Genomic DNA, 23,920 nt, shown 5'->3' on the forward strand with positions numbered 1-23,920 from the left:
GAAAAAATCATTATGGATGACTTAACCCTGCGTTACTACGACGCCGAAATGCGCTACCTGCTGGAAGCTGGCGAAGAGTTTGCCCGCGCTCACCCCGAGCAGGCGGCCATGCTCAATCTTGATAAAGCGGGCGCGCGCGACCCTTATGTTGAGCGCCTGTTTGAAGGTTTTGCCTTTTTGATGGGCCGTCTTCGAGAGAAGCTTGATGACGATCTGCCAGAGCTGACCGAAGGGCTGGTCAGCCTGTTATGGCCGCATTACCTGCGCACCATTCCTTCGATGTCGGTAGTGGAATTCACGCCCGACTGGCGCGAGATGAAAGAGCCGATGCGCATCGTCAAAGGCTTCGAGGTGCTTTCCCGGCCAATAGGCGAGAAAGGCACACGCTGTCGCTATACCACCACCCAGGAGAGGCTGCTTCAGCCGCTCTCCCTTGAGCAGGCTCGGCTGAGTACCGATGCCGAGGGCCGTTCGGTGGTCACGCTACGCTTTCATTGTAGCGACCTGGCGGACTGGAGCCGTATCGACCTTCGCCGCCTTCCGCTCTATTTTAATGCCGATGCGCCGCTGGCCTGCGCGATGCACGAAGCGTTCACCATGAACGTCGCGCGGATGTGGCTGCGAATGCCCGGCGAGGTTGACGCCAGGCCGCTGGACGCGCATTTTGCCGCGCTGGGATTCGGGGATGACGACATTCTCTGGCCGAAGGGCAACAGTAGCTTCAGCGGCTATCAGCTGCTGCTGGAATATTTCACCTTCCGCGAGAAATTTATGTTTGCTGGTCTGCGCGGGCTGGAGAGCGTCGCATTTCCCGCCGCGCTCCCCTGGTTTGAAATCGACGTGGTGCTGAGCGAACGCTGGGAGCATGACTTTAGCTTTACCGAAAAGCATCTGCGCCTGAACTGCGTACCGGTGATTAACCTGTTTCCGCTGGAGTCCGACCCGCTGACGCTAAATGGTCTCCAGACCGAATATATGTTGCGCCCGATGCGCGTACAGGATGGCCATACCGAGATCTACGCGGTGGATTCGGTGATGTCATCGAGCCAACACCGCTATGTGCCGTTTTCAAGTTTTCGCCATAAAGGGGGAATGATGCGTCATGAAGCCCCGGAATATTACTATCACACCCGCGTGCGCCGTGGCCCATCCGGGCTGCATAACACCTGGCTTATCCTTGGCGGAGAGGCGTTTGATAACCACACGGTACCGGAAGATGAAAGCCTGTCGCTGACGCTCACCGGCACCAACGGTCAGTTGCCTCGCCGGGCGCTGCAAAGCACCGTGCTTGATACAGTGATGAAAACCACTTCGGCCAGCATCGCCGTACGCAACCTGTGCGCCCCAACGCTACCTTGTTATCCCCCGGCCCAGGACCGTTTTCACTGGCGCGTGTTGAGCCATCTTGGCAGCGGTTTTTTGTCGATGATGGACAACGCGGACGTACTGCGCGGCACGCTGGCGTTGTATGAGTGGGCAGACAGCGAGATGAATCGCCGTCGTCTGGAGGCCATCATCGATGTTAAGCACAGTGAAACCGAGCGTTTTGAGCAGGGCTATCTGGTGCGCGGCGTTCAGATAGAGGTCACCCTCGATAGCCATGGTTTTGCCGGGCGAGGGGACATCTGTCTGTTCGGCGAGATGCTCAGCCGCTTCTTTGCGCTCTATACCGACATCTACCTGTTTAACCGCCTGATTATTATTCTGCAACCGACCGGAGAGCGTCTGGAATGGGAAGAGAAGCACAACCGCCGCATTCCCGGCTAAACCCACGGCTGGAAGCCGACTTGTATCGCATCAACTTTTACCGTTTCTGTCAGCTACTAGAAAAACGTCAGCCGGGAAAACCCTTATTGGGTTCGACCAGCCATCCCGCCGACGACCCGGTGCGTTTTGCACCGCATTCAGGCATGGGCTTTCCGGCCAGTGAACTGAAGGCGATTGAATATGACGAGAACGATGACAGCAGGCCGCCGGTGGTTCGCACCACTTTCATGGGGCTGTACGGTGTCGATTCGCCGCTTCCCACCGCCTACCTTGATGACATCACCCAGCGGCGGGAAGGGCACGAAGCGTTGCAGGGATTTCTCGATATTTTCAGCCACCGTATCCTGACGCAGTTTTACCGTATCTGGCGCAAATATTCCTACCCGGCCACGTTTGAACCTGGGGGGACCGACAGCATCTCGCAGTCGCTGCTGGGGCTGGTCGGGCTGGGGATTCCCGGGACGGCAAAGCAGATTGCCACGCCGGTATCACGCTTTCTGGCGCTGCTGGGCGTGCTGCGTCAGCCGGGTAAAACCCAGGAGGGGATACAGGCGCTGGTCAGCCTGTTGGCTCCGGATACTCGTGTCAACGTCAGCCCATACTGCCTGCGTCCCGTGGCGGTCAGCCAGCCTTTAGGGTTTTACGGTGATGAGGATTTTTTGCTGGATGGCAATACGCCGCTGGGTGATGAAGCGATGGATGCCAGCAGCCAGCTTCTGATCGCACTGGCAACCGACAATCAACAGGAAACCCAGGGCTGGAAACCCGACGGCCTGCTGTATCAGGATTTTCTCATCATGCTGAGGGTATATCTGGGCTGGCGCTTTAAGGCCAAAATCACGCTAACGACCCAGACCCGTTTGCTGACCGCGCCACCGTTGGGCGAGAGGCCTTTCTGGCTGGGGATGAATGGCGTACTGGGCGCTGATGAAGAACCCTTGTCTGGCGATATTCCAAATGCGTTCACCACAGAACTGGGCTATTACACCGGCCTTCAGCCGGCAACACCACAACAAGGAAACCGACGTGTTACGTACAAGTTTGACTAAATCTACACGCTGGCTGTTACCCGTGCTGGCTATCATCCTCTCCGGCTGCGGCCTGACCCAGAGCGTCAGCGATGGCACCAAATCGGCCTTTAGCGCGGTGTTTTATAAAAAGATAAAAGTGCTGCATCTGGATTTCACCGCGCGTGAAGCCCTGAATATTGATGCGCGCGAGAATAACTCGTTGTCTGAATCGGTGGTGGTGCGAATTTATCAGCTTAAAGATATCAAGACCTTTGAGCGGAGTGTCTATCAGCAGCTGTTAAATGACGGCGAAACGACGCTGGGCGCGGATTTACTGGCCACTCGCGATGTGGTGGTGAAACCCGGCGGCGATGCGCTGCTGAATATGCCGATGGAAGAAGAGGCGAAATATGTGGCGGTGGTGGGGTTGTTCCGCCATCCGGATATGCACACAAACAGCTGGAAGCTGACCATTGACCGTGAAGCGCTCGACCCGGACAAGGCGCGGGTGATTGAAGCCGGCAATAACCAACTGATGTTATTGCCGCTTAAGGATAAATAATGCCTCAGTCCCATAAATCGCCCTCGCTGTATGAGATGCTCTCCGGTCATTTCGCCGGGGGGCTTGAGCTTCATCGGGTTAGCGAGGAAAACCAGGTCATTTTGTCCGTGCTCGATAACATGCAGCGTATTCTCAACTGCCGAGCCGGTACGCTGGCGCACCTGCCTGACTATGGCCTACCTGACATGACTAAAATCCTCCAGGGAATGCCCGGCACCGCGCATGAACTGATGGGCACGCTGTCTGCCGTCCTGCTCAAGTATGAGCCACGGCTAAAAAAAATCACCGTTGTCCTGTTGGAACAGAACGTCCCCGGAGAACTGCGTTATGCGATTGATGCTGAATTAAAAGGGGTGGGGCTGGTGCGCTATGGCACCGAATTTATGCCTGAAGGACGGGTGCTGATCAGACATTTTAAACAGCAGCAGTATCTCGATGACACAAACAGAATCTGAGCCACCTTTAACCATCTCGCGCTGACGACTGCAACGTCATCAAGACGTGAAGCCGCAGCATTTCCTCTCTTATCTTTTGCTAACGACGTCAAATGGACAACCGGTCATGAATGACACACCCGCGCGTAAAATTAAAACCGGCGGCGACCCGCGGACGCTGCCGGACTATGCACTCCTTCGCGATGAACTTAACAAGCTGACCCATCCCGCCCGTCCGGACGTGAACTGGCGGTATGTCGAAAAACTCTGTCTCTCCCTGTTTGAGCAGAACGGCGTGGAGCTGCAAACGGCAGCCTGGTACACGCTTGCGCGTACCCATCTTGCCGGGCTGAACGGTCTGAACGAAGGGCTGGGGATCCTTGAGGCGTTGATAAGCCATCAGTGGGGCGCGATTTGGCCTCAGGTGATTGCCGCCAGAGTGGATATTCTTAACAGCCTCAGCCAGCGATTACAGCAGCTCATGCGGACGTGGTCGCTGAAGGGCGGCGATCTCAAGGCGCTCTATCTGGCAGAGCAGCGGCTCTCACATCTTGGTGCGGTGCTAGAGGAACGGGAGCTAAAGCATCTCAGCCAGTTGGATACTTTGCGTAACCTGATCCATAACGGTGCCGTGCGTCTGGAAAACGCCGATGGCTCGTCTCTGAAAGCGGAAGAAGTGGAGGAGAACGCGCTGCAAAGCACAGATAAGTGGGTGTATGTGGTTGAGTCACAACGCCAGCCGAATGTTGACGTCTCGGTCGCCGTGGCGGCGCCGAGGCAAAAGTGGACATTCTTCGCCGCCGGAATGGGCACCATGCTGGTGGTCAGCCTGGCGACGGCGTATGGCTGGCACTCTCTGCACCGACCGGACCCGCAGTTGGCCCGGCTTGATGCTACCCTGGCCCCGCTGCCTCAGCCGCTGTCGGCGGCGCAGCTTCAAGCCCTGAAACCGCCTGCGTCTGCGGCTCAGTCCTATATCAACGCCACTCAACGTCAGCTGGCGCATCTGGAACGGCTCTCTCCTGACTGGACGCTGACCTACAGCCGTCAATTGCTGGAACAGGCGCAGACGCTGTGGCCTGAGCAGGCAACCCCATTGCAAAGCCAGTGGCAGCGGCAGATCAAAGCCTCTGCGCTGCCGACAGAAAAATTAAACGGCTGGCATCAGGGAATGACAACGCTCCAAAAACTGAGCGATCGGCTGAATGGACTTGATGAGCAGAAGGGCAAATACATGACTGTTAGCGAGCTGAAATCAGTGGTTTTTTCCACCATGCAGTCCTTTAATCAATCCATACCGGTCGAAGAGCAACTGCGTGTTTTGGCACAATATGCGGCTGGCGAACCTTTACCTGAAGCTGCCCGGTCTCAACTGGAAATGCATCTGAAGCAACTGATCGCTCGATATACGATGCTGGTTCAGCCTGAAATGTATCGCATCAATGAAAATAACATTAAGGAATAGTAGAGGGCGGAACGCTGTTTATCAGGGATTTTTAGTGAATTCGGCAGACGCCAGGAGAGGGGGATATGGTGTCCCCTGCAGGAATCGAACCTGCAACTAGCCCTTAGGAGGGGCTCGTTATATCCATTTAACTAAGGGGACGAAGCGGCACGAGTATAGCGTTTTTTGCTCATCCGGGTAAGAGCGGTGCCGCTTGACTGCTCAAACAGTCGCCATTCAGAGCTGTTTTTCCTCACGTTTCTGCTTTTTGGCCTCTTGGTCCGCTTTTAAACGAGCCTCTTCTTTGCGTTTATTGCTCATGTCGTTGCGAATTTGCGCGTGACTCATTAAGGCAAAGATAAACGTGCCGCCGAAAATATTGCCCGCCAGCGTGGGAAGCGCGAAGGGCCAGATAAAGTCACTCCAGTGCAGCGTGCCGTTGAAAACCAGATAGAGTATTTCTACGGAGCCCACCACAATATGGGTGGTGTCGCTAAGTGCGATCAGCCAGGTCATCAGGATGATAACCACGATTTTAGCCGCGCCGGCTGCGGGAAACATCCACACCATGGTCGCAATAAGCCAGCCAGAGATGATGGCATTGGCGAACATCTCCGTTGGGCTGTTTTTCATAACGTCGAGGCCTATCTTAATAAAGGCGTCCCGGGTCTCTTCTTTAAAGATAGGCATATACTCAAACGCCCAGGCGGCAAGACCGGTGCCGATCAGGTTGCCGAGCAGGACCACGCCCCACAGGCGCATCAGCAAGCCGACGTTACCCAGCGTCAGATTTTGCATGACCGGCAGGACGGCGGTGACGGTATTTTCGGTAAACAGCTGCTGGCGCGCCATAATGACGATGATAAAACCGAAGGTGTAGCCGAGGTTTTCGAGTAAATAACCGCCCGGTACGCCGTCCAGTTCGACATGAAAAATCCCTTTGGCGACCAACGACGCGCCCATCGATAACCCTGCGGCGATTGCCGACCACAGCAGTGCCATCGCGTCGCGCTCCATCTCTTTTTCGCCTTCCTGACGAATATGTTCATGAATTGCCATGGCACGAGAGGGGAGCCGGTCCTCATCGATTTCGATTTTTTCCCCGCTAAGCTTCTCTTCGCTTTCCACCTTGATGTCATCCATCATAATGTTCCTGAATAAAGAGGCGTATTGCTAAAGCGTAGCGGCTGCTGGCTTAATGGGCGGTGGATATATTCTGAAAGTGCAAAAATGGTAATATTTGTTTTTTTCTCGCCGTTAGAATATAAGCGCCACGGCGTGCTCTTTACCAGGCTATGATCAGATCAATAAAATTGGCTATATAGACATCGTCGGCGTGCTGTTACAATCACTTACACCTAAACAGGCGGATACGATTAAGGTCCGTCATGGATGGCAATCAGTGATAGCCATAATCACCAGGGAGACATTTATGAAGCTTCGCCTGTCGGCGCTTGCGCTCGGAACAACACTGCTGGTGGGCTGTGCAAGTTCCGGAACAGAACAGCAGGGGCGTTCTGACCCGTTTGAAGGTTTTAACCGTACGATGTACAGCTTCAACTTTGACGTGCTGGATCCGTACATTGTTCGCCCGGTCGCCGTCGCGTGGCGTGACTACGTTCCGCAGCCCGCGCGTAATGGCCTTGGCAACTTTACCAGCAACCTGGAAGAGCCGGCTATTATGGTCAACTCTTTCCTGCAAGGCGACCCGTACACGGGGATGGTTCACTTCACCCGCTTCTTCCTGAACACCATTCTGGGGATGGGCGGCTTTATTGACGTCGCCGGTATGGCAAACCCGAAACTGCAGCGCGTGCAACCGCACCGTTTCGGCAGCACGCTGGGGCACTATGGCGTAGGCTATGGCCCGTATCTGCAGCTTCCGTTCTACGGCAGCTTCACGCTGCGTGACGAAGGCGGCGACATGGTCGACACCACTTATCCGGTGCTCTCCTGGCTGACCTGGCCGATGTCTATCGGCAAGTGGATGGTTGAAGGCGTAGAGACGCGCGCTCAGCTTCTCGACTCCGACGGCCTGCTGCGTCAGTCTTCTGACCCGTACATTATGGTGCGTGAAGCCTACTTCCAGCAGCATGACTTTATCGCTAACGGCGGCAAGCTGAAGCCGGAAGAGAACCCAAATGCGCAGGCGATTGAGGGCGATCTGAAGGACATCGATTCAGAATAAAAAAAGGGTGAACCGCAAGGTTCACCCTTTTTGTCTTCACGTCTTAAGGATTAAAACGCGTAGTTCAGGTTCACGCCGTAGAGCCAGGCTTTACCTTCAGATTCGAAGCTGTACGGGCCTTCTTCGAACTTCACTTTCTGACCATGCATATAAGACACGCCGACGTCGACAGAGGCATCTTTATTAAACGCATAGGTTGTCCCGGCGCTCAGCCAGAAACGGTCCTGATCCGGAATTGAGATGGAGCGACGGTTTGCTGGAACCGGGCTGTCATCGAAAGCGATACCGGTACGGAAGGTCCAGTTATCGTCGTAATAATACGTGGTACCCAGCGCAATGCGGTAAGAGTCTTTAAAGCCTTCTTCTTTATAGAAGAGCGTCTCGCCGTTGCTGTTTTTCGCTTTCAGCTCCTGGAACTGGCTCCAGCTGGTGTACGCGATGCTGTAGTGAATTGCCCACTGCGGCGCAACGCGGTTGTAACCTGAAATTTCCCACATTTCCGGCAGGTTCAGATCCAGAGAGCCGTCGATGGTTCTGCCATCGGTGCCTGCTGGTAGCGGCAGGCTGGCGAACAGTGGACGGAACGCAGCTGGCAGGGATTGTGATGACGGCAGTGAGCTACGGTAGTCGCCGTCGAAGTCAATTTTAACTTCAGAACGGTAGGTGAAGCCGTAGCGGTTGTCTTTGTCTACTTCATACAGCAGACCGGCGTTCCAGCCGAAGCCCCACTCATCGCCTTTCAGACGGGCAATTTGCGTATCCGGCTGGATATTATTGGCATACCCAGCCGCGCCTTGCAGCGCCGGGCTCTGGGCAAAGCCAGGCCTCTGACTGATCTGGCCGGCAATCAGCTGGCCCAAATCGCCCGCGTAGCGTTCGAGCTTCGCTTTGGCATATACGGCGTTAAAGCCTAAACCGAAGCTGAAGTGGTTATTCAAACGGTAGGCACCGCTTAAATTCAGGTTGATGGTTTCAAGGTCGGTTTTCCCGCCCATTGAACCTGCGGCGTAGCTGTTATTAAACTCCGTCGCCAGACCATAGTTAGAGGTCACAGAAGCGCCCCAACCAAACTGATCGTTAATTGGAGCAACGTAGTGGAAGTTCGGTACCCAGGCGGTAGGCGCAATATTGTCCTGGCTGGCATCATTCAATGCCGATCTACCGGTAATGTTGACATCCGGGTCAACAAAAATTGCGCCCGCGGACAGCGTTGGGCGATCGAACATCATAATTAACGCCGGGTTACGGCTGGCGTTACCCGCGTCATCGGCGATAGCGCCTTCACCAGAATAGGCACGGCCCAGACCAGAGGACGAAAATTCATTAAGCTGGAAGCCCGCTGACCAGGCTTGGGTTGAAACAAGTGCCACTGCGACAGCAAGAGCGGACTTCGTGTAACGGGTTTTCTGGCTCATGACCATAACCTCATTGAGTTATTTTTATACAAACAATGTTACATGTAGTAACAGAAGCGCGAAGTGTAGGGGCTGGACTACGACAGAGAAATCAGACCAGTGACGAGAGTATAGGTCTGACCAGCTGGTATGTTGCAATATTGTTTATTAGATTTTTCTAAGATGTTGTTTGAAACGAGATCTGGTTGGCAAAAATGCGGGTTTGGTCATAGCGTCGGAATGCCGGAATTTGTTTTAGATCATTTTTAATTGTGATTTCGGTCACTTATCGCCTTGGATCACATTCTCGACTGGAGACGCACAAAGGGCGGGCGTAAAATAGGCGCATAGTTTATCTGGCACCCTGAGTGCACCAAACAGAGGAAATCTACGATGAGTAAATGTAGTGCTGATGAAACTCCGGTATGCTGCTGCATGGATGTTGGTACCATTATGGACAACTCCGACTGCACCGCATCTTACAGCCGCGTATTCGCCAACCGCGCAGACGCGGAAGAGACGCTGGCGGCGCTGACTGAAAAGGCGCGCGGCGTAGAATCCGAACCGTGCAAAATCACCGCCGACTTTAAAGACGTTGAAGGCGGCGTGCAGCTGGATATCGACTTTGTCTTTGCCTGCGAAGCAGAAACTCTGATTTTCCAGTTGGGCCTGCGTTAATCGCCCCTGCAAACCACTTGTCTATTAACGCCCCCGTTGCTGATGCAATGGGGGCGTTTTCTTTTCTGCTCAGTGTGTTTTAGCTCGCATTTTTTCCTCTCCCTGATTGGCTAAGTGTAAAAAATTAGTTAAGAATGTTATCAGGTCAGACCACTTGGTCGATTTCCGATAACAGGGGAGAGTTATGAGTCAGGCGTTACCACTAATCACCCGCCAGGGCGATCGCATTGCCATTGTCAGTGGGTTACGAACCCCTTTTGCCCGACAGGCGACGGCTTTTCACGGTATACCTGCCGTTGATTTAGGCAAAATGGTGGTGGGTGAAATGCTGGCGCGCAGCGAAATTCCCCCCGACGTTATTGAACAGCTTGTTTTTGGCCAGGTTGTGCAGATGCCGGCCGCGCCCAATATTGCCCGAGAGATTGTTCTCGGCACTGGGATGAACGTGCATACCGACGCCTACAGCGTCAGCCGCGCCTGCGCCACCAGCTTTCAGGCGGTGGCGAACGTAGCGGAAAGTCTGATGGCGGGGACCATTCGCGCGGGTATCGCCGGTGGGGCCGATTCCTCTTCTGTTCTGCCGATTGGCGTAAGTAAAAAGTTGGCCCGTGCGCTGGTTGATGCCAACAAAGCCCGTACCCTTGGCCAGAAGCTGAAACTTTTTTCTCAGCTGCGTCTGCGCGATCTGCTGCCGGTACCGCCTGCGGTGGCAGAGTATTCCACCGGGCTGCGTATGGGGGACACCGCCGAGCAGATGGCTAAAACCTACGGCATTACCCGCGAACAGCAGGATGCGCTGGCAAACCGGTCGCACCAACTGGCCGCGCAGGCCTGGGCGGCGGGTAAACTGACAGATGAAGTGATGACTGCCTACGTGCCTCCCTACCGCAATCCGTTGGAACAGGACAACAATATTCGCGCTAACTCTACGCTGGCGGATTACGCCAAACTGCGTCCGGCGTTCGACCGCCAGCATGGCACCGTCACGGCGGCCAACAGTACGCCATTAACCGACGGCGCGGCGGCGGTGATTCTGATGACGGAATCGCGTGCGAAAGAGCTGGGGCTGACGCCGCTGGGTTATCTGCGTAGCTACGCCTTTACCGCTATTGATGTCTGGCAGGATATGCTGCTGGGGCCGGCATGGTCTACGCCGCTGGCGCTGGATCGCGCAGGGCTAACTTTCTCCGACCTGACGCTGATTGATATGCACGAAGCCTTTGCTGCGCAAACGCTGGCGAACATTCAGTGCCTGGCCAGCGAAAAATTTGCCCGCGAGGTGCTGGGGCGCAGCCAGGCAACTGGCGAAATTGAAGAGAGCAAATTTAACGTACTGGGCGGCTCCATCGCCTACGGACATCCGTTTGCGGCAACCGGCGCGCGTATGATCACCCAAACGCTCAATGAGCTGCGCCGTCGCGGTGGCGGCTTCGGGTTAGTCACTGCCTGTGCGGCTGGTGGATTAGGCGCGGCGATGGTTCTGGAGGCTGAATAATGGACGCGATGAAATCGGCATTTACCTTCACCGTGCGCCCGGACAATGTGGCGGTCGTCACGATCGACGTACCTGATGAAAAGATGAATACCCTGAAAGCGGAGTTTGGCGGTCAGGTGCGCGCCATCCTCAAACAAATTCGGGACAACAAAACGTTGCAGGGCGTGGTATTTATCTCCGCCAAGCCCGACAACTTTATTGCCGGGGCCGACATTAATATGATTGGCCGCTGTCAAAGCGCCCAGCAAGCCGAGTCGCTGGCGCGTCAGGGGCAGCAGGTGATGGCGGAAATTCAAAGCCTGTCGATTCCGGTGGTGGCGGCGATTCACGGGGCTTGCCTTGGCGGCGGTCTCGAGCTGGCGCTGGCCTGCCATGCGCGCATCTGTTCCGACGATGGGCGGACGGTGTTGGGGCTACCGGAAGTGCAGTTGGGTCTGCTGCCGGGGTCCGGCGGCACTCAGCGGTTACCGCGTTTGATTGGCGTCAGTACCGCGCTGGACATGATTTTGACCGGCAAACAGCTTCGCGCACGTCAGGCGCTGAAAGTGGGGCTGGTGGATGAGGTTGTGCCGCGTTCGATTTTGCTCGACGCCGCTGCGGAATATGCGCGTAAAGCGCATCATGAACATCGCCGTCTGTCGGTGCGCGATCGTATTCTGGCGGGGCCGTTGGGGCGTCATCTGCTGTTCAGCATGGCGGCAAAGAAAACCGCGCAGAAGACGCAGGGCAACTATCCGGCAACGGATAAAATTCTCAAGGTGATTGAAACCGGGCTGGCGCACGGCGCCAGCAGCGGCTACGAGGCGGAAGCTCGCGCCTTTGGCGAGCTGGCGATGACGCCGCAGTCGCGTGCGCTACGCAGTATTTTCTTTGCCAGTACGGATATCAAAAAAGATCCTGGCGCCAGCGTTGCGCCTGGCCCGCTGGGCTCGGTCGGTGTATTGGGCGGCGGCCTGATGGGCGGCGGTATTGCCTACGTTACCGCCATTAAGGGCAAGCTGCCGGTGCGTATTAAGGATATCAACGCCAACGGGATCAACCATGCGTTGAAATACAGCTGGGATCAACTGGAGCAAAAAGTACGTCGTCGCCATCTGAAACCTGCCGAGCGCGACGCGCAGTTAGCGCTGATTTCCGGTAGCCTCGACTACCGTGGTTTTGCTCATCGTGACCTCGTGATTGAGGCGGTTTTTGAAGACCTCGCGCTCAAGCAGAAGATGGTGGGTGAGGTTGAACACTATTGCGCTCCTCACACTATTTTTGCTTCAAATACCTCTTCTTTGCCCATTGGCGATATTGCTGCCCAGGCACAGCGCCCTGAGCAGGTGATTGGATTACACTTTTTCAGCCCGGTAGAGAAAATGCCTCTTGTGGAGGTCATCCCGCATGCGGGGACGTCTGAACAGACGATCGCAACGACCGTTAAGCTCGCGAAAAAACAGGGTAAAACGCCGATTGTGGTCGCCGATAAAGCCGGATTCTACGTAAACCGTATTCTCGCCCCGTACATCGCCGAAGCCATGCGCATGCTTGTTGACGGTGAACGTGTGGAAGACATTGATAATGCATTGGTTAAATTTGGTTTCCCGGTTGGGCCCATTCAGCTACTGGATGAAGTGGGTATCGATACGGGCACGAAAATTCTCCCTGTGCTGGAAGCGGCCTACGGCGAACGTTTTAGCGCCCCTGCAACGTTGATTCAGGCAATTTTGAATGACGATCGCAAAGGCAGAAAAAATGGCCGTGGTTTCTATCTTTATGGTGTAAAAGGGCGTAAAAGCAAGAAACAGGTGGATACCGCGGTCTACGCCCTCGCGGGCATGTCGGCGCGTAACGCCCGCTGCTCGGCAGAGCAGATTGCCGAACGTTGCGTGATGCTGATGCTTAATGAGGCGGCACGCTGTGTTGATGAAGGCATCATCCGTAGCGCGCGCGATGGCGACATCGGCGCGGTGTTTGGTATTGGTTTCCCACCGTTCCTCGGTGGCCCGCTCCGCTATATGGATTCGCTTGGCGCGGGTGAAGTGGTTGCCAGACTGCAACGACTGGCCGGTCTGTATGGGCCGCGCTTTGCGCCGTGCGATGCGCTTTTACAGCGGGCGGAGCGGGGAGAGACCTTTTGGCCCAGGGATGAACAGATTCCATGAATGGCTGTCAAAGTAGGTGAACCCTGATGAATCGCAAGGTTTCTGGCTATTTTGTAAACAGATGTTGACTATACTTACGCCAGTAAGGTAAAAATCAGCGTTTCATTCAGTGAATGGATAAGGCACAATGCCCGGCTACCGCGTCACCCTCAGGGTGACGCTGGTGCTTCTGGTTAACAAAAGCGGTGCAATATGCAAGTGTTTATTATGCGTCACGGCGACGCTGCCCTCGATGCAGCCAGTGACTCGGTTCGTCCCCTGACCGGTTGTGGTTGTGATGAATCTCGTCAGATGGCAACCTGGTTGAAAAACCAAAAAGTGGATATCGGTCGCGTTCTGGTGAGCCCATATCTGCGTGCGGAACAGACGCTGGAAGTGGTAGGGGAATGTATGAACCTGCCAAAAGAGGTGGATGTTTTGCCCGAGTTGACGCCGTGCGGCGATATCGGTCTGGTCAGCGCCTATCTCGGGGCATTAGCGAATGAAGGCGTGTCATCGGTGCTGGTGATTTCTCACCTGCCGTTGGTGGGTTACCTGGTCGCTGAGCTCTGCCCTGGCGAAGTTCCGCCAATGTTCACCACCTCCGCCATTGCCAGCGTCACCCTCGACGCTAACGGTAAAGGCACCCTGAACTGGCAAATGAGTCCCTGCAATCTCAAAATGGCCAAAGCGATTTAACGCGATCGCCATCTGTGCCTTCTCTGTAGGCCGGATGGCGCTGCGCTTATCCGGCCTACGTCGACTTACGGCAGCTCCGGCGGCAGCCACTCTTCTACTTCAATCAGCACCAGCAGCGCGGCGTCGCCGCCATACTCCTTCGATGCCTGATGAAAGGCCATCACGTGCGGATGTTGGGCCAGCCACAGCGGCGTCTGCTGTTTGAGAATATGTTTACCGTGACCATGCATGACGCAGGCACAGAACACATGTTCGCGGCGGCAGGCGGCGATCAGCGCGCCCAGTTCCTGCTTGGCCTGCATCTGCGTTAAGCCGTGTAGATCGAGGAACAGCTCGGGCGAGTAGTCGCCGCGACGTAGCTTCTTCAGCTCAAAATGGCTGACATCCTGGCGCACGTATTTTACCGGCCCGTTAGTATTGAGCAGCGGCTGGAATTCGTCGGAAAAATAGTGGCTGTTGTCCGCCTGCTCCTGCAATAAACGTTTAGGCGGCACTTCGCTGATTTTCTTACGCTGCGGGCGGTGGACAATGGTGTCCTGCTTTATTTTGCGCGTGCCCGTCATCAGCTGCTGGAAGAGCGCCTGATCCTCCTCGCTCAATGAGTTTTTGTTTTTCATCGATTCTTCTCAAATTCGCATTTTTATCTAGTTTACCTTTTCGTTGTCCTTCCTGCAGCGAAAACGCTTTTTTCCCCGCGCCCTACGCAAGAATGCTGATTTATCGCCGTCTTCATGGCAAACTAGCCGCCGAATTTACCCCGACGCATGCCCTGGAGGACAACGTGGATAAGATTTTTGTTGAAGAAGCAGTCAATGAGCTGCACACCATTCAGGACATGCTGCGCTGGGCGGTAAGCCGCTTTAGCGCGGCCGAAATCTGGTACGGTCACGGAACCGATAACCCGTGGGATGAAGCCGTCCAGCTGGTATTGCCGACGCTGTACCTGCCGCTCGATATTCCGGAAGATATGCGCAACGCGCGCCTGACCACCAGTGAAAAACAGCTGATCGTCGAGCGCGTGATTCGTCGCGTCAACGAGCGTATCCCGGTAGCTTACCTGACCAATAAAGCCTGGTTCTGCGGCCATGAATTCTACGTTGACGATCGCGTGCTGGTGCCGCGCTCGCCGATTGGCGAGCTGATCAACAATCGCTTTGCCGGCCTGATTAACCATCGTCCTGAGCATATTCTCGATATGTGCACCGGCAGCGGCTGCATCGCGATTGCCTGCGCCTATGCCTTCCCGGAAGCGGAAGTTGACGCTATCGACGTCTCCACCGACGCGCTGGCCGTGACCGAATACAACATCGAAGAACACGGCATGATCCACAACGTCACGCCGATCCGCTCCGATCTGTTCCGTGACGCGCCCCAGTTGCAGTACGACCTGATCGTCACTAACCCGCCGTACGTGGACGAAGAAGATATGTCCGATCTGCCGTCAGAATATCGCCACGAGCCCGAGCTGGGCCTGGCCTCCGGTTCCGATGGTCTGCACCTGACCCGCCGTATCCTCGGCTGCGCGCCGGATTATCTGACCGACGACGGCATTCTGATTTGTGAAGTGGGTAACAGCATGGTACATCTGATGGACCAATATCCGGATGTTCCGTTCACCTGGCTTGAGTTTGATAACGGCGGTGACGGCGTCTTTATGCTGACCAAAGCGCAGTTGGTTGCCGCGCAGAACCACTTCGGGCAGTACAAAGACTGATTTATCCAGCACGCAACAACAGAACAACGATAACGGAGCCGTGATGGCAGGAAATACAATTGGACAACTCTTTCGCGTAACCACCTTTGGCGAGTCGCACGGCCTGGCGCTGGGCTGCATCGTTGACGGCGTGCCGCCCGGCATTCCGTTAACCGAAGCGGATCTTCAGCACGACCTGGACCGTCGTCGCCCGGGCACGTCGCGCTACACCACCCAACGTCGCGAACCGGATCAGGTGAAAATCCTCTCTGGCGTATTCGAAGGCGTGACCACCGGCACCAGTATCGGCCTGCTGATTGAAAACACCGATCAGCGCTCGCAGGACTACGGCGCCATTAAGGACGTCTTCCGTCCGGGGCACGCCGATTACACCTACGAGCAGAAATACGGCCTGCGTGACTATCGCGGCGGCGGACGTTCTTCCGCCCGTGAAACGGCGATGCGCGTGGCGGCAGGGGCGATTGCCAAGAAATTCCTCGCGGCGAAGTTTGGTATCGTCATTCGCGGCTGCCTGACCCAGATGGGCGATATTCCGCTGGCGATCAAAGACTGGGAGCAGGTTGAACAGAACCCGTTCTTCTGCCCGGATCCGGACAAAATCGACGCCCTGGATGAACTGATGCGCGGCCTCAAAAAAGAGGGCGACTCCATTGGCGCGAAGGTCACCGTCGTGGCCGACGGCGTACCGGCGGGCCTCGGAGAGCCGGTATTCGATCGTCTGGACGCGGACATTGCCCATGCGCTGATGAGCATCAACGCGGTGAAAGGCGTGGAAATTGGCGACGGTTTTGAAGTGGTCAAACTGCGCGGCAGCGAAAACCGCGACGAAATTACCAAAGCCGGTTTCCAGAGCAACCATGCGGGCGGTATTCTGGGCGGTATCAGCAGCGGCCAGCAGATTGTGGCCAATATTGCGCTGAAGCCGACTTCGAGCATTACCGTTCCGGGCAAGACGATCGATCGCTTTGGCGAGGAAGTCGAGATGATCACCAAAGGTCGTCACGATCCTTGTGTGGGTATCCGCGCGGTGCCGATCGCTGAAGCGATGCTAGCAATCGTGCTGATGGATCACTTTATGCGCCAACGCGCGCAAAACGCCGATGTGACGACCTCAATTCCACGCTGGTAAACATGAGAAAAACCGTTATTGCGCTGCTGGCTCTGGTGGCCAGCAGCACCGCGCTGGCGGCAACGCCGTGGCAAAAAATCACGCAACCTATTAACGGTAGCGCCCAGTCTATCGGGGCGTTTGCTAACGGCTGTATCGTCGGTGCCGAAGCGCTGCCGTTGCAGTCGGAAACCTACCAGGTGATGCGTACCGATCAGCGCCGCTACTTTGGCCATCCCGATCTGGTGCAGTTTATCCAGCGTCTGGGCCGTAACGTGCAGCAGCACGGAATGGGGACGATGCTGATTGGCGACATGGGGATGCCAGCGGGCGGGCGCTTTAACGGCGGACACGCCAGCCACCAGAGTGGTCTGGATGTCGATATTTTCCTGCAATTACCGAAAACGCGCTGGAGCTCGTCGCAGTTGCTGAAGCCGCAGGCGCTGGATTTGGTCCGCGCCGACGGTAAAGGCGTGTCGCCTGCGCTATGGAAACCGGAGATTGGTCAACTGATCAAGCTGGCGGCGCAAGACAGCGAGGTGACGCGCATTTTCGTCAACCCGGCGATTAAACAACAGCTGTGCCTGGAAGCCGGCAGCGATCGCGACTGGCTGCGTAAAGTGCGCCCGTGGTTCCAGCACCGCGCCCACATGCACGTCCGGCTGAAATGCCCGGCCAACAGCTTCGAGTGTGAAGAGCAGGCGCCACCGCCTGCGGGCGACGGCTGCGGCGCTGAGCTGCAAAGCTGGTTCGAACCGCCAAAACCTGGCACCACCAAACCTGTGAAGAAGACGCCTCCACCGTTGCCGCCTTCCTGCCAGGCGCTACTGGATGAACACGTACTCTGATGGACAGTTTCTCCGCGTTATTTATGGTTGAGCCGCTGATGCTGGTGGCGCTTTTTTTCATCGCCATTCTGGCGGGCTTTATTGACTCTCTGGCGGGCGGCGGCGGTTTGCTGACCGTCCCGGCGCTAATGGCTGCGGGCATGCCGCCCGCGCAGGCGCTGGCGACCAATAAGCTCCAGGCCTGCGGCGGCTCGCTTTCCGCCTCGCTGTACTTCATTCGCCGCAAGGTGGTGAATCTGGCCGATCAGAAGCTCAATATTTTGATGACCTTCATTGGTTCAATGAGCGGCGCGCTGCTGGTACAGCACGTGCAGTCTGACGTTCTGCGCCAGATCCTGCCGATTCTGGTGATTGGCATTGGTCTCTATTTCCTGTTGATGCCAAAGCTTGGCGAAGCAGACCGTCAGCAGCGTCTGTACGGCCTGCCGTTTGCGCTGGTGGCCGGCGGCTGCGTGGGCTTTTATGACGGTTTCTTCGGACCCGGCGCGGGCTCATTTTACGCGCTGGCATTCGTCACGCTGATGGGCTTTAATCTTGCCAAATCCACGGCACACGCCAAAGTGCTGAACGCGACGTCAAATATCGGCGGGCTGCTGCTGTTTATTCTTGGCGGCAAGGTCATCTGGGCAACTGGCTTTGTGATGATGATTGGCCAATTTTTCGGCGCGCGCATGGGCTCGCGCTTAGTGTTAAGCAAAGGGCAGTCGCTCATTCGCCCAATGATCGTCATTGTTTCGGCGGTTATGAGCGCCAAGCTGCTCTACGACAGCCATGGACAGGAAATCCTTCAGTGGTTAGGGATGAGCTAATGACAAAGACGCATGACTACCAGCAGTTGATCGCCATCTTCGATGAATGCTTTGCCGACGAGTTTAATACTCGTCTGATTAAAGGCGACGACGAACCCATCTATCTTCCGGCAGATGACGAAGTGCCTTACAACCGTATCGTTTTCGCTCACGGTTTTTTTGCCAGCGCGCTGCACGAAATTTCTCACTGGTGTATTGCCGGCAAGGCGCGCCGGCAGCAGGTTGATTTTGGTTACTGGTACTGTCCGGACGGGCGCGATGCTAAAACCCAAGGGCAGTTTGAAGACGTCGAGGTAAAACCGCAGGCCTTTGACTGGCTGTTCTGCGTGGCGGCGGGCTTCCCGTTCAACGTTAGCTGCGACAACCTCGAAGGTGATTTTGAGCCGGATCGTATCGCCTTTCAGCGGCGTGTTCACGCGCAGGTGATGACCTATCTTGACGAGGGCATTCCGCCGCGCCCGGCCAAATTTATCCAGGCCCTACAGAATTATTACCAGACGCCGAGCCTAACGGCGGAACACTTCCCATGGCCGGAGGATCTCTAAGCCATGTTACAGAAAGAGGAAAGAAGATGATCGCGGAGTTTGAAGCACGCATTCTGGCGTTAATTGATGAAATGGTGGAACACGCCAGTGATGATGAGCTGTTTGCCAGCGGTTATCTGCGCGGTCACCTGACGCTGGCGGTTGCCGAGCTGGATGAAAGCGAAGCGCACTCGGCAGAAGCGCTGTATCGCAACGTGACCCAGAGTCTGGAAACGGCCATTGGCGCGGGCGAACTGTCGCCGCGCGACCAGGCGTTGGTCAAGGAGATGTGGGACAGCCTTTACCAGCAGGCTTCCCGCTAAGCCAGTTTGCCCGGTATCGCTGCCGGGCAAATCTCCTCACTTACTTCACCGCCTTTCCCTTCAGCAGTTTTCGAACCCACAAACGATTTGGATTCAGGCCTGCCAGCGTTTGCGCGTCCAACGGCAGCGGTTCATTGCTCATCTGCGCCGCCAGCACTTCTGCGGTTAACGGCGCAGAGCATAGCCCTCGCGACCCAAGGCCGCCAAGCATAAACAGCTCGGGATAGATTGGCGCGGCACTTGCCGTCTCTGGACTTTCGTTCAGCGTGGCGTATTCGGCAAGCGTGGCGGCATAATCCGGCACGTTGCCAACCATCGGCAGATGATCGCGCGTGGCGCAGCGCACGCCGCAGCGGGCATCGTTAGCGCTGACATCAACCTCCTGCGGCCACGTCTGCTGTGGGAAACAGTCCAGCAGACGCTGGCGGTTATGCTGCTGATCGTCCTCGTTGAAGGTCATCTCGCGCTGGCCGCGATGATAGCTGGCGCCGATACAGTGCTGCTGATTATTCGGATTCTGCGGCGTGAGATAGCCGTCGTAGCACAGCACCTGTTCAAGCTTTGAGAGGCTTGCGCTGGTCGGAATATGGCTCACCTGGCCACCAACGGCGTATACCGGTAATGCTTCGGTTTGCGCGAACTGATTGATGTTGTGGCCGTTTGCCAGCACGACGCACGGGGCGATGCTTGTCTCTCCGTCGCTGAATGCCAGCTGCCAGCCATCGTCCTGCCGGGTGAGGGTTGTCAGCGTTTTCCCCCAGTGCGCCTGTAACCCTTGCTGGCGCGCCAGTTCAAATACGCCTGCGGTGAGCTGCGCCGGGCATAACCAACCGCCCAGCGGGTACTGAATCCCCCCGCAGCCGGTCTCCAGGCCGATACTGGCTCGAACTTCTTGCGCCGTGACCGCGCGGGCGATCTCTTCGGGCAGGCCCAGCGTCAGCATTTGGGCAATCTTCTGGGCGCTTTTTTCATCCCAGCCAAGCTGCGTGACGCCGCACCATTGATGGTCGAAGTCGATGGGTAGCGTATCGTACAGGCGACGGGCATAGAGATAGGCTGCGGGGAAGAACTGCGCCAGCGCCGCGTCGTGGGCGCTCAACAATGGATAGAGCGCCCCCTGGCGGTTGCCAGATGCGCCTAGTGCGGGTTCAGCATCGGCGCAGTAGAGCGTTACCGACCAGCCGCGGCGCAGTAGGGCGAGCGAGAGCAGGGCGCTGGCAATGCCGCCGCCGATAATCGCGGCTTCCCGTGCCTGGCTACCGCTACGCGCAAACCACGGCGTACGGGTGGCGTCGGGCTGGGGGGCCATCATTTCACCGACCAGCATTTCGCGCTTACGGCCAAAACCTTTGCTCTTGCGCATGGTGAATCCGGCTTCCTGTAGCCCACGACGCACAAAGCCCGCCGAGGTAAAGGTCGCCAGGGTGCCTCCCGTGCGGGCAGTGCGAGCCATGGCGGCAAACAACGCGGGCGTCCACATATCCGGATTTTTGGCCGGAGCAAAGCCGTCGAGGAACCAGGCGTCTACCTGCTGATTGAAGGTATCGTCGAGCTTATCGGTCAGCTCATTGATATCGCCGAACCACAGGTCCAGCGTCACGCGCCCTTCATCGAGCAGCAGGCGATGACATCCCGCCAGCGGCAACGGCCACTGCGCCTGAAGCTGCTCTGCCCAGGGTGCCAGCTCCGGCCAGTGCTGATGCGCCAGACGCAAATCGTCGGCCTTCAGCGGAAATTTTTCAAAACTGACAAAATGTAATCTTTGTAGCGTAGCGTCAGGATGCTGACGGCGGAATGCGTCAAAAGCTTGCCATAGCGTCAGGAAATTGAGACCGGTGCCAAAGCCGCTTTCTGCTACCACGAAAAGTGGATGTGGGTGCAGGGGGAAGCGTACCTCTATCTGGTTACCCCCGAGAAAAACGTAGCGGGTCTCCTCCAGACCGTTATCGTTGGAGAAATAGACGTCGTCAAAATCTCGGGAAACAGGTGTACCCTCACTGTTAAATTCGAGGTTGGCTGATTGTATGGCGTTTTGTTTCACGTAAGTTACTCGCGCGGCAAGGAGTCTGCCGATCTTAACGATGAGCGTCCGCAGGCGCAAATTTCTGCATAAATTTGCTGATCGGACTTGTTCGGCGTACAAGTGTACGCTATCTTGCGACTCGAAACTTTAAAATAGTGATGACTTACAGAGGTATTGAATGAAACGTGCAGTGATTACTGGCCTGGGCATCGTTTCCAGCATCGGTAGCAACCAGCAGGAAGTCCTGGCATCTCTGCGTGAAGGACGCTCGGGGATCACTTTCTCTCAAGAGTTCAAAGATTCTGGGATGCGTAGCCACGTCTGGGGTAACGTCAAACTGGACACCACGGGTCTGATCGACCGTAAAGTGGTCCGTTTCATGAACGATGCCTCTATCTATGCTTATCTCTCCATGCAGCAGGCGGTTGAAGACGCTGGCCTGAAAGCAGAAGACTACCAGAACAACCCGCGCGTGGGCCTGATTGCCGGTTCCGGCGGTTCCTCCCGTGCGCAGGTATTTGGCGCAGACGCGATGCGCAGCCCGCGCGGCCTGAAAGCGGTTGGCCCGTACGTGGTCACCAAAGCGATGGGTTCTGCGGTTTCCGCGTGCCTCGCAACCCCGTTCAAAATCCACGGTGTGAACTACTCTATCAGCTCAGCTTGCGCCACTTCCGCGCACTGCATCGGTAATGCGGTAGAACAGATTCAACTGGGCAAACAGGACATCGTGTTTGCTGGCGGCGGTGAAGAACTGGGCTGGGAAATGGCCTGTGAGTTCGACGCGATGGGCGCACTGTCCACCAAATACAACGAAACCCCAGAAAAAGCCTCCCGTACCTATGACGCGCATCGTGATGGTTTCATCATCGCAGGCGGCGGCGGTATGGTTGTGGTTGAAGAACTGGAACACGCGCTGGCACGTGGCGCGCATATCTATGCAGAAATCGTTGGCTACGGTGCAACCTCCGATGGCGCAGACATGGTTGCTCCATCCGGCGAAGGCGCGGTGCGCTGCATGAAGATGGCGATGCACGGCGTTGACACCCCGATCGACTACCTGAACTCTCACGGTACCTCCACTCCGGTAGGCGACGTGAAAGAACTGGGCGCTATCCGTGAAGTGTTCGGCGACAACAGCCCGGCTATCTCCGCAACGAAAGCGATGACCGGTCACTCTCTGGGCGCCGCTGGCGTACAGGAAGCGATCTACTCTCTGCTGATGCTGGAACACGGCTTTATCGCCCCGAGCATCAACATTGACGAGATGGACGAGCAGGCGGCTGGCCTGAACATCGTCACTGAACCGACCGATCGCAAACTGACCACCGTGATGTCCAACAGCTTCGGCTTTGGCGGCACCAACGCCACGCTGGTGATGCGTAAGCTGTAATTTTTACGGCGGATAAGAAAAAGGAGCCTTCTGGCTCCTTTTTTTATGCGTTGACAACGGCCTGAAAGAACAGGCAAACTCGCGGCTCAACATTATCATCATGATAATGCGTAAGCGTTTAACGTCATCCGACGCACCTTAATCCTGATCGCCAGGTAGAGGGGGCGTGGCTACAGATCCTCGCCTTACTCAGCATTCGGAGTAAAGCATGACCGCAGTAACTCAAACTGAAAGTACTTCTTCATCCAACGTGTCGCTTTTTCGCATCGCGTTCGCGGTGTTTTTGACCTATTTAACCGTCGGTATTCCGCTGCCGGTCATTCCGCTATTTGTTCACCAGGAACTGGGCTACGGTAACACCATGGTGGGTATCGCCGTCGGCATCCAGTTTTTCGCCACGGTATTAACCCGTGGCTACGCCGGGCGTCTTGCCGATCAGTACGGCGGCAAGCGTTCTGCCCTGCAGGGCATGTTTGCCTGTGCCTTTGCCGGGGCGGCGTGGCTTGGCGCGGCGCTGTTGCCGGTGGATACGATGGTCAAATTTGGCCTGTTGATTGTCGGGCGCTTAATTCTTGGCTTCGGTGAAAGCCAATTGCTGACCGGCACGCTCACCTGGGGGATGGGGCTGGTTGGCCCGAAGCGTTCCGGTAAAGTGATGTCGTGGAACGGGATGGCGATTTTTGGCGCGCTGGCGGCCGGTGCGCCGTTGGGGCTGTATATCAACAGCCGCTATGGCTTTGCCGTGCTGGCTGGCGTCACGATGGCGTTGCCTTTACTGGCCTGGGCCTTTAACGGCTCGGTGCGTAAGGTGGCGGCGATGGCCGGGGAACGTCCGTCGTTGTTCAGCGTGATTGGCCTTATCTGGAAACCGGGCTTGGGGCTGGCGCTACAGGGCGTGGGCTTTGCGGTGATTGGCACTTTCGTCTCACTGTACTTTGTCAGCAAAGGCTGGTCGATGGCGGGCTTCACCCTGACGGCCTTCGGTGGCACCTTTGTGTTGGTGCGCATTTTGTTTGGCTGGATGCCTGACCGCTTTGGCGGCGTGAAGGTGGCGGTCGGCTCACTGCTGGTGGAAACCGTTGGCTTGCTGCTGCTGTGGCTGGCGCCCGACGCATGGTATGCGCTGGCCGGCGCGGCTTTAACCGGGGCCGGTTGCTCGCTGATTTTCCCGGCGCTGGGGGTGGAAGTGGTGAAGCGCGTGCCGCAGCAGGTACGTGGGACGGCGCTCGGTGGCTATGCCGCGTTCCAGGACATCGCGCTCGGCGTCTCCGGGCCGCTGGCGGGCATGCTGGCCACCTCGTTCGGCTATGCGTCCGTGTTTCTCGGCGGAGCCATTGCCGCCATACTGGGAATTGGCGTCACGCTGTGGTCGTTCCGCAAATAG

At 56.5% G+C, this 23,920-nt stretch carries 22 protein-coding genes and 1 tRNA gene; 18 read left to right on the forward strand and 5 right to left on the reverse strand.

Annotated elements, in window-relative coordinates; translation table 11 throughout:
• Window positions 1-12 precede the first annotated feature (12 nt).
• The 5 genes from tssF (at window position 13) to NNN71_RS04605 (ending at window position 5,238) form a co-directional block, all read left to right on the forward strand.
• On the forward strand, window positions 13-1,767 hold the full coding sequence (gene tssF / locus NNN71_RS04585; RefSeq protein WP_271457983.1) for a type VI secretion system baseplate subunit TssF: 1,755 nt from the start codon (window positions 13-15) through the stop codon (window positions 1,765-1,767).
• Window positions 1,731-2,816, forward strand: a complete 1,086-nt coding sequence (tssG, locus tag NNN71_RS04590; RefSeq protein ID WP_271457984.1) for a type VI secretion system baseplate subunit TssG — start codon at window positions 1,731-1,733, stop codon at window positions 2,814-2,816. The genes tssF and tssG overlap by 37 nt, the downstream gene beginning before the upstream one ends.
• A complete protein-coding gene (gene tssJ, locus NNN71_RS04595) occupies window positions 2,794-3,339 on the forward strand; it encodes a type VI secretion system lipoprotein TssJ (protein ID WP_167575319.1) in 546 nt (181 codons plus the stop codon). Before tssG ends, tssJ begins: the two co-directional genes overlap by 23 nt.
• The gene (gene tssE, locus NNN71_RS04600; protein ID WP_167575320.1) at window positions 3,339-3,794 is read left to right on the forward strand and encodes a type VI secretion system baseplate subunit TssE; all 456 of its coding nucleotides are present in this window, start codon (window positions 3,339-3,341) and stop codon (window positions 3,792-3,794) included. Before tssJ ends, tssE begins: the two co-directional genes overlap by 1 nt.
• A gap of 106 nt (window positions 3,795-3,900) precedes the next feature.
• Window positions 3,901-5,238: a VasL domain-containing protein gene (locus NNN71_RS04605; protein WP_271457985.1), complete on the forward strand. Its 1,338-nt coding sequence runs from the start codon at window positions 3,901-3,903 to the stop codon at window positions 5,236-5,238.
• Window positions 5,239-5,304: 66 nt separating this feature from the next.
• On the opposite strand, the gene NNN71_RS04610 is transcribed toward NNN71_RS04605, so the two are convergent.
• Window positions 5,305-5,379: transfer RNA gene (locus NNN71_RS04610), tRNA-Arg, on the reverse strand.
• Window positions 5,380-5,454: 75 nt separating this feature from the next.
• A complete protein-coding gene (locus tag NNN71_RS04615) occupies window positions 5,455-6,363 on the reverse strand; it encodes a formate/nitrite transporter family protein (RefSeq protein WP_271457986.1) in 909 nt (302 codons plus the stop codon).
• Window positions 6,364-6,649: 286 nt separating this feature from the next.
• On the opposite strand from NNN71_RS04615, the gene mlaA reads away from it, so the two are divergent.
• Window positions 6,650-7,405, forward strand: a complete 756-nt coding sequence (mlaA, locus tag NNN71_RS04620) for a phospholipid-binding lipoprotein MlaA (RefSeq protein WP_065355832.1) — start codon at window positions 6,650-6,652, stop codon at window positions 7,403-7,405.
• A gap of 50 nt (window positions 7,406-7,455) precedes the next feature.
• Here mlaA and fadL read toward each other — a convergent pair whose 3' ends face one another.
• On the reverse strand, window positions 7,456-8,820 hold the full coding sequence (gene fadL / locus NNN71_RS04625) for a long-chain fatty acid transporter FadL (RefSeq protein ID WP_167575323.1): 1,365 nt from the start codon (window positions 8,818-8,820) through the stop codon (window positions 7,456-7,458).
• A 372-nt stretch (window positions 8,821-9,192) separates the two neighbouring features.
• Between fadL and NNN71_RS04630 the strand changes: the two genes are divergently transcribed.
• From NNN71_RS04630 to sixA, 4 genes are all read left to right on the forward strand, one after another.
• The gene (locus NNN71_RS04630; protein ID WP_163448765.1) at window positions 9,193-9,477 is read left to right on the forward strand and encodes a YfcZ/YiiS family protein; all 285 of its coding nucleotides are present in this window, start codon (window positions 9,193-9,195) and stop codon (window positions 9,475-9,477) included.
• A 184-nt stretch (window positions 9,478-9,661) separates the two neighbouring features.
• Window positions 9,662-10,972: an acetyl-CoA C-acyltransferase FadI gene (gene fadI / locus NNN71_RS04635; protein ID WP_163448764.1), complete on the forward strand. Its 1,311-nt coding sequence runs from the start codon at window positions 9,662-9,664 to the stop codon at window positions 10,970-10,972.
• Window positions 10,973-10,980: 8 nt separating this feature from the next.
• On the forward strand, window positions 10,981-13,119 hold the full coding sequence (fadJ, locus tag NNN71_RS04640; RefSeq protein ID WP_163448769.1) for a fatty acid oxidation complex subunit alpha FadJ: 2,139 nt from the start codon (window positions 10,981-10,983) through the stop codon (window positions 13,117-13,119).
• 192 nt (window positions 13,120-13,311) lie between these two features.
• The gene (gene sixA / locus NNN71_RS04645; RefSeq protein WP_163448763.1) at window positions 13,312-13,797 is read left to right on the forward strand and encodes a phosphohistidine phosphatase SixA; all 486 of its coding nucleotides are present in this window, start codon (window positions 13,312-13,314) and stop codon (window positions 13,795-13,797) included.
• 65 nt (window positions 13,798-13,862) lie between these two features.
• Here sixA and smrB read toward each other — a convergent pair whose 3' ends face one another.
• On the reverse strand, window positions 13,863-14,414 hold the full coding sequence (gene smrB / locus NNN71_RS04650; RefSeq protein ID WP_064543774.1) for an endonuclease SmrB: 552 nt from the start codon (window positions 14,412-14,414) through the stop codon (window positions 13,863-13,865).
• A gap of 164 nt (window positions 14,415-14,578) precedes the next feature.
• On the opposite strand from smrB, the gene prmB reads away from it, so the two are divergent.
• From prmB to NNN71_RS04680, 6 genes are read left to right on the forward strand one after another with little or no spacing between them, the layout of a single operon-like run.
• Complete coding sequence (prmB, locus tag NNN71_RS04655; RefSeq protein ID WP_064543790.1) at window positions 14,579-15,511, forward strand: 50S ribosomal protein L3 N(5)-glutamine methyltransferase; 933 nt, start codon at window positions 14,579-14,581, stop codon at window positions 15,509-15,511.
• Window positions 15,512-15,554: 43 nt separating this feature from the next.
• Window positions 15,555-16,640 carry a chorismate synthase gene (gene aroC, locus NNN71_RS04660; RefSeq protein WP_163448761.1) on the forward strand — a complete coding sequence of 362 codons (1,086 nt, stop codon included), beginning with the start codon at window positions 15,555-15,557 and terminating at the stop codon, window positions 16,638-16,640.
• A gap of 2 nt (window positions 16,641-16,642) precedes the next feature.
• Window positions 16,643-17,467, forward strand: coding sequence for a penicillin-insensitive murein endopeptidase (gene mepA, locus NNN71_RS04665; RefSeq protein WP_163448760.1), 825 nt, complete (start codon window positions 16,643-16,645; stop codon window positions 17,465-17,467).
• Window positions 17,467-18,276 (forward strand): sulfite exporter TauE/SafE family protein, encoded by an 810-nt coding sequence (locus tag NNN71_RS04670; protein WP_223803061.1) that lies wholly within the window; start codon window positions 17,467-17,469, stop codon window positions 18,274-18,276. The genes mepA and NNN71_RS04670 overlap by 1 nt, the downstream gene beginning before the upstream one ends.
• Window positions 18,276-18,821 (forward strand): elongation factor P hydroxylase, encoded by a 546-nt coding sequence (locus tag NNN71_RS04675; protein ID WP_271457987.1) that lies wholly within the window; start codon window positions 18,276-18,278, stop codon window positions 18,819-18,821. Before NNN71_RS04670 ends, NNN71_RS04675 begins: the two co-directional genes overlap by 1 nt.
• A gap of 26 nt (window positions 18,822-18,847) precedes the next feature.
• Window positions 18,848-19,123, forward strand: coding sequence for a YfcL family protein (locus NNN71_RS04680; RefSeq protein WP_064543784.1), 276 nt, complete (start codon window positions 18,848-18,850; stop codon window positions 19,121-19,123).
• 40 nt (window positions 19,124-19,163) lie between these two features.
• On the opposite strand, the gene mnmC is transcribed toward NNN71_RS04680, so the two are convergent.
• On the reverse strand, window positions 19,164-21,164 hold the full coding sequence (gene mnmC / locus NNN71_RS04685) for a bifunctional tRNA (5-methylaminomethyl-2-thiouridine)(34)-methyltransferase MnmD/FAD-dependent 5-carboxymethylaminomethyl-2-thiouridine(34) oxidoreductase MnmC (protein WP_271457988.1): 2,001 nt from the start codon (window positions 21,162-21,164) through the stop codon (window positions 19,164-19,166).
• 160 nt (window positions 21,165-21,324) lie between these two features.
• Between mnmC and fabB the strand changes: the two genes are divergently transcribed.
• Together fabB and NNN71_RS04695 are read left to right on the forward strand one after the other, a co-directional pair.
• Window positions 21,325-22,536: a beta-ketoacyl-ACP synthase I gene (gene fabB / locus NNN71_RS04690; protein ID WP_065355822.1), complete on the forward strand. Its 1,212-nt coding sequence runs from the start codon at window positions 21,325-21,327 to the stop codon at window positions 22,534-22,536.
• A gap of 208 nt (window positions 22,537-22,744) precedes the next feature.
• Window positions 22,745-23,920 (forward strand): MFS transporter, encoded by a 1,176-nt coding sequence (locus NNN71_RS04695; protein WP_163448755.1) that lies wholly within the window; start codon window positions 22,745-22,747, stop codon window positions 23,918-23,920.

The organism is Kluyvera sp. Awk 3 (genome assembly GCF_028069715.1).
Lineage (GTDB): Bacteria > Pseudomonadota > Gammaproteobacteria > Enterobacterales > Enterobacteriaceae > Kluyvera > Kluyvera georgiana_A.

Coding starts and splice junctions, on each gene's coding strand:
- tssF (WP_271457983.1), top strand. CDS start 13: ATGGATGACTTAACCCTGCGTTACTACGACGCCGAAATGCGCTACCTG.
- tssG (WP_271457984.1), top strand. CDS start 1,731: ATGGGAAGAGAAGCACAACCGCCGCATTCCCGGCTAAACCCACGGCTG.
- tssE (WP_167575320.1), top strand. CDS start 3,339: ATGCCTCAGTCCCATAAATCGCCCTCGCTGTATGAGATGCTCTCCGGT.
- NNN71_RS04605 (WP_271457985.1), top strand. CDS start 3,901: ATGAATGACACACCCGCGCGTAAAATTAAAACCGGCGGCGACCCGCGG.
- NNN71_RS04615 (WP_271457986.1), bottom strand. CDS start 6,363: ATGATGGATGACATCAAGGTGGAAAGCGAAGAGAAGCTTAGCGGGGAA.
- mlaA (WP_065355832.1), top strand. CDS start 6,650: ATGAAGCTTCGCCTGTCGGCGCTTGCGCTCGGAACAACACTGCTGGTG.
- fadL (WP_167575323.1), bottom strand. CDS start 8,820: ATGAGCCAGAAAACCCGTTACACGAAGTCCGCTCTTGCTGTCGCAGTG.
- NNN71_RS04630 (WP_163448765.1), top strand. CDS start 9,193: ATGAGTAAATGTAGTGCTGATGAAACTCCGGTATGCTGCTGCATGGAT.
- fadI (WP_163448764.1), top strand. CDS start 9,662: ATGAGTCAGGCGTTACCACTAATCACCCGCCAGGGCGATCGCATTGCC.
- fadJ (WP_163448769.1), top strand. CDS start 10,981: ATGAAATCGGCATTTACCTTCACCGTGCGCCCGGACAATGTGGCGGTC.
- sixA (WP_163448763.1), top strand. CDS start 13,312: ATGCAAGTGTTTATTATGCGTCACGGCGACGCTGCCCTCGATGCAGCC.
- smrB (WP_064543774.1), bottom strand. CDS start 14,414: ATGAAAAACAAAAACTCATTGAGCGAGGAGGATCAGGCGCTCTTCCAG.
- aroC (WP_163448761.1), top strand. CDS start 15,555: ATGGCAGGAAATACAATTGGACAACTCTTTCGCGTAACCACCTTTGGC.
- mepA (WP_163448760.1), top strand. CDS start 16,643: ATGAGAAAAACCGTTATTGCGCTGCTGGCTCTGGTGGCCAGCAGCACC.
- NNN71_RS04670 (WP_223803061.1), top strand. CDS start 17,467: ATGGACAGTTTCTCCGCGTTATTTATGGTTGAGCCGCTGATGCTGGTG.
- NNN71_RS04675 (WP_271457987.1), top strand. CDS start 18,276: ATGACAAAGACGCATGACTACCAGCAGTTGATCGCCATCTTCGATGAA.
- NNN71_RS04680 (WP_064543784.1), top strand. CDS start 18,848: ATGATCGCGGAGTTTGAAGCACGCATTCTGGCGTTAATTGATGAAATG.
- fabB (WP_065355822.1), top strand. CDS start 21,325: ATGAAACGTGCAGTGATTACTGGCCTGGGCATCGTTTCCAGCATCGGT.
- NNN71_RS04695 (WP_163448755.1), top strand. CDS start 22,745: ATGACCGCAGTAACTCAAACTGAAAGTACTTCTTCATCCAACGTGTCG.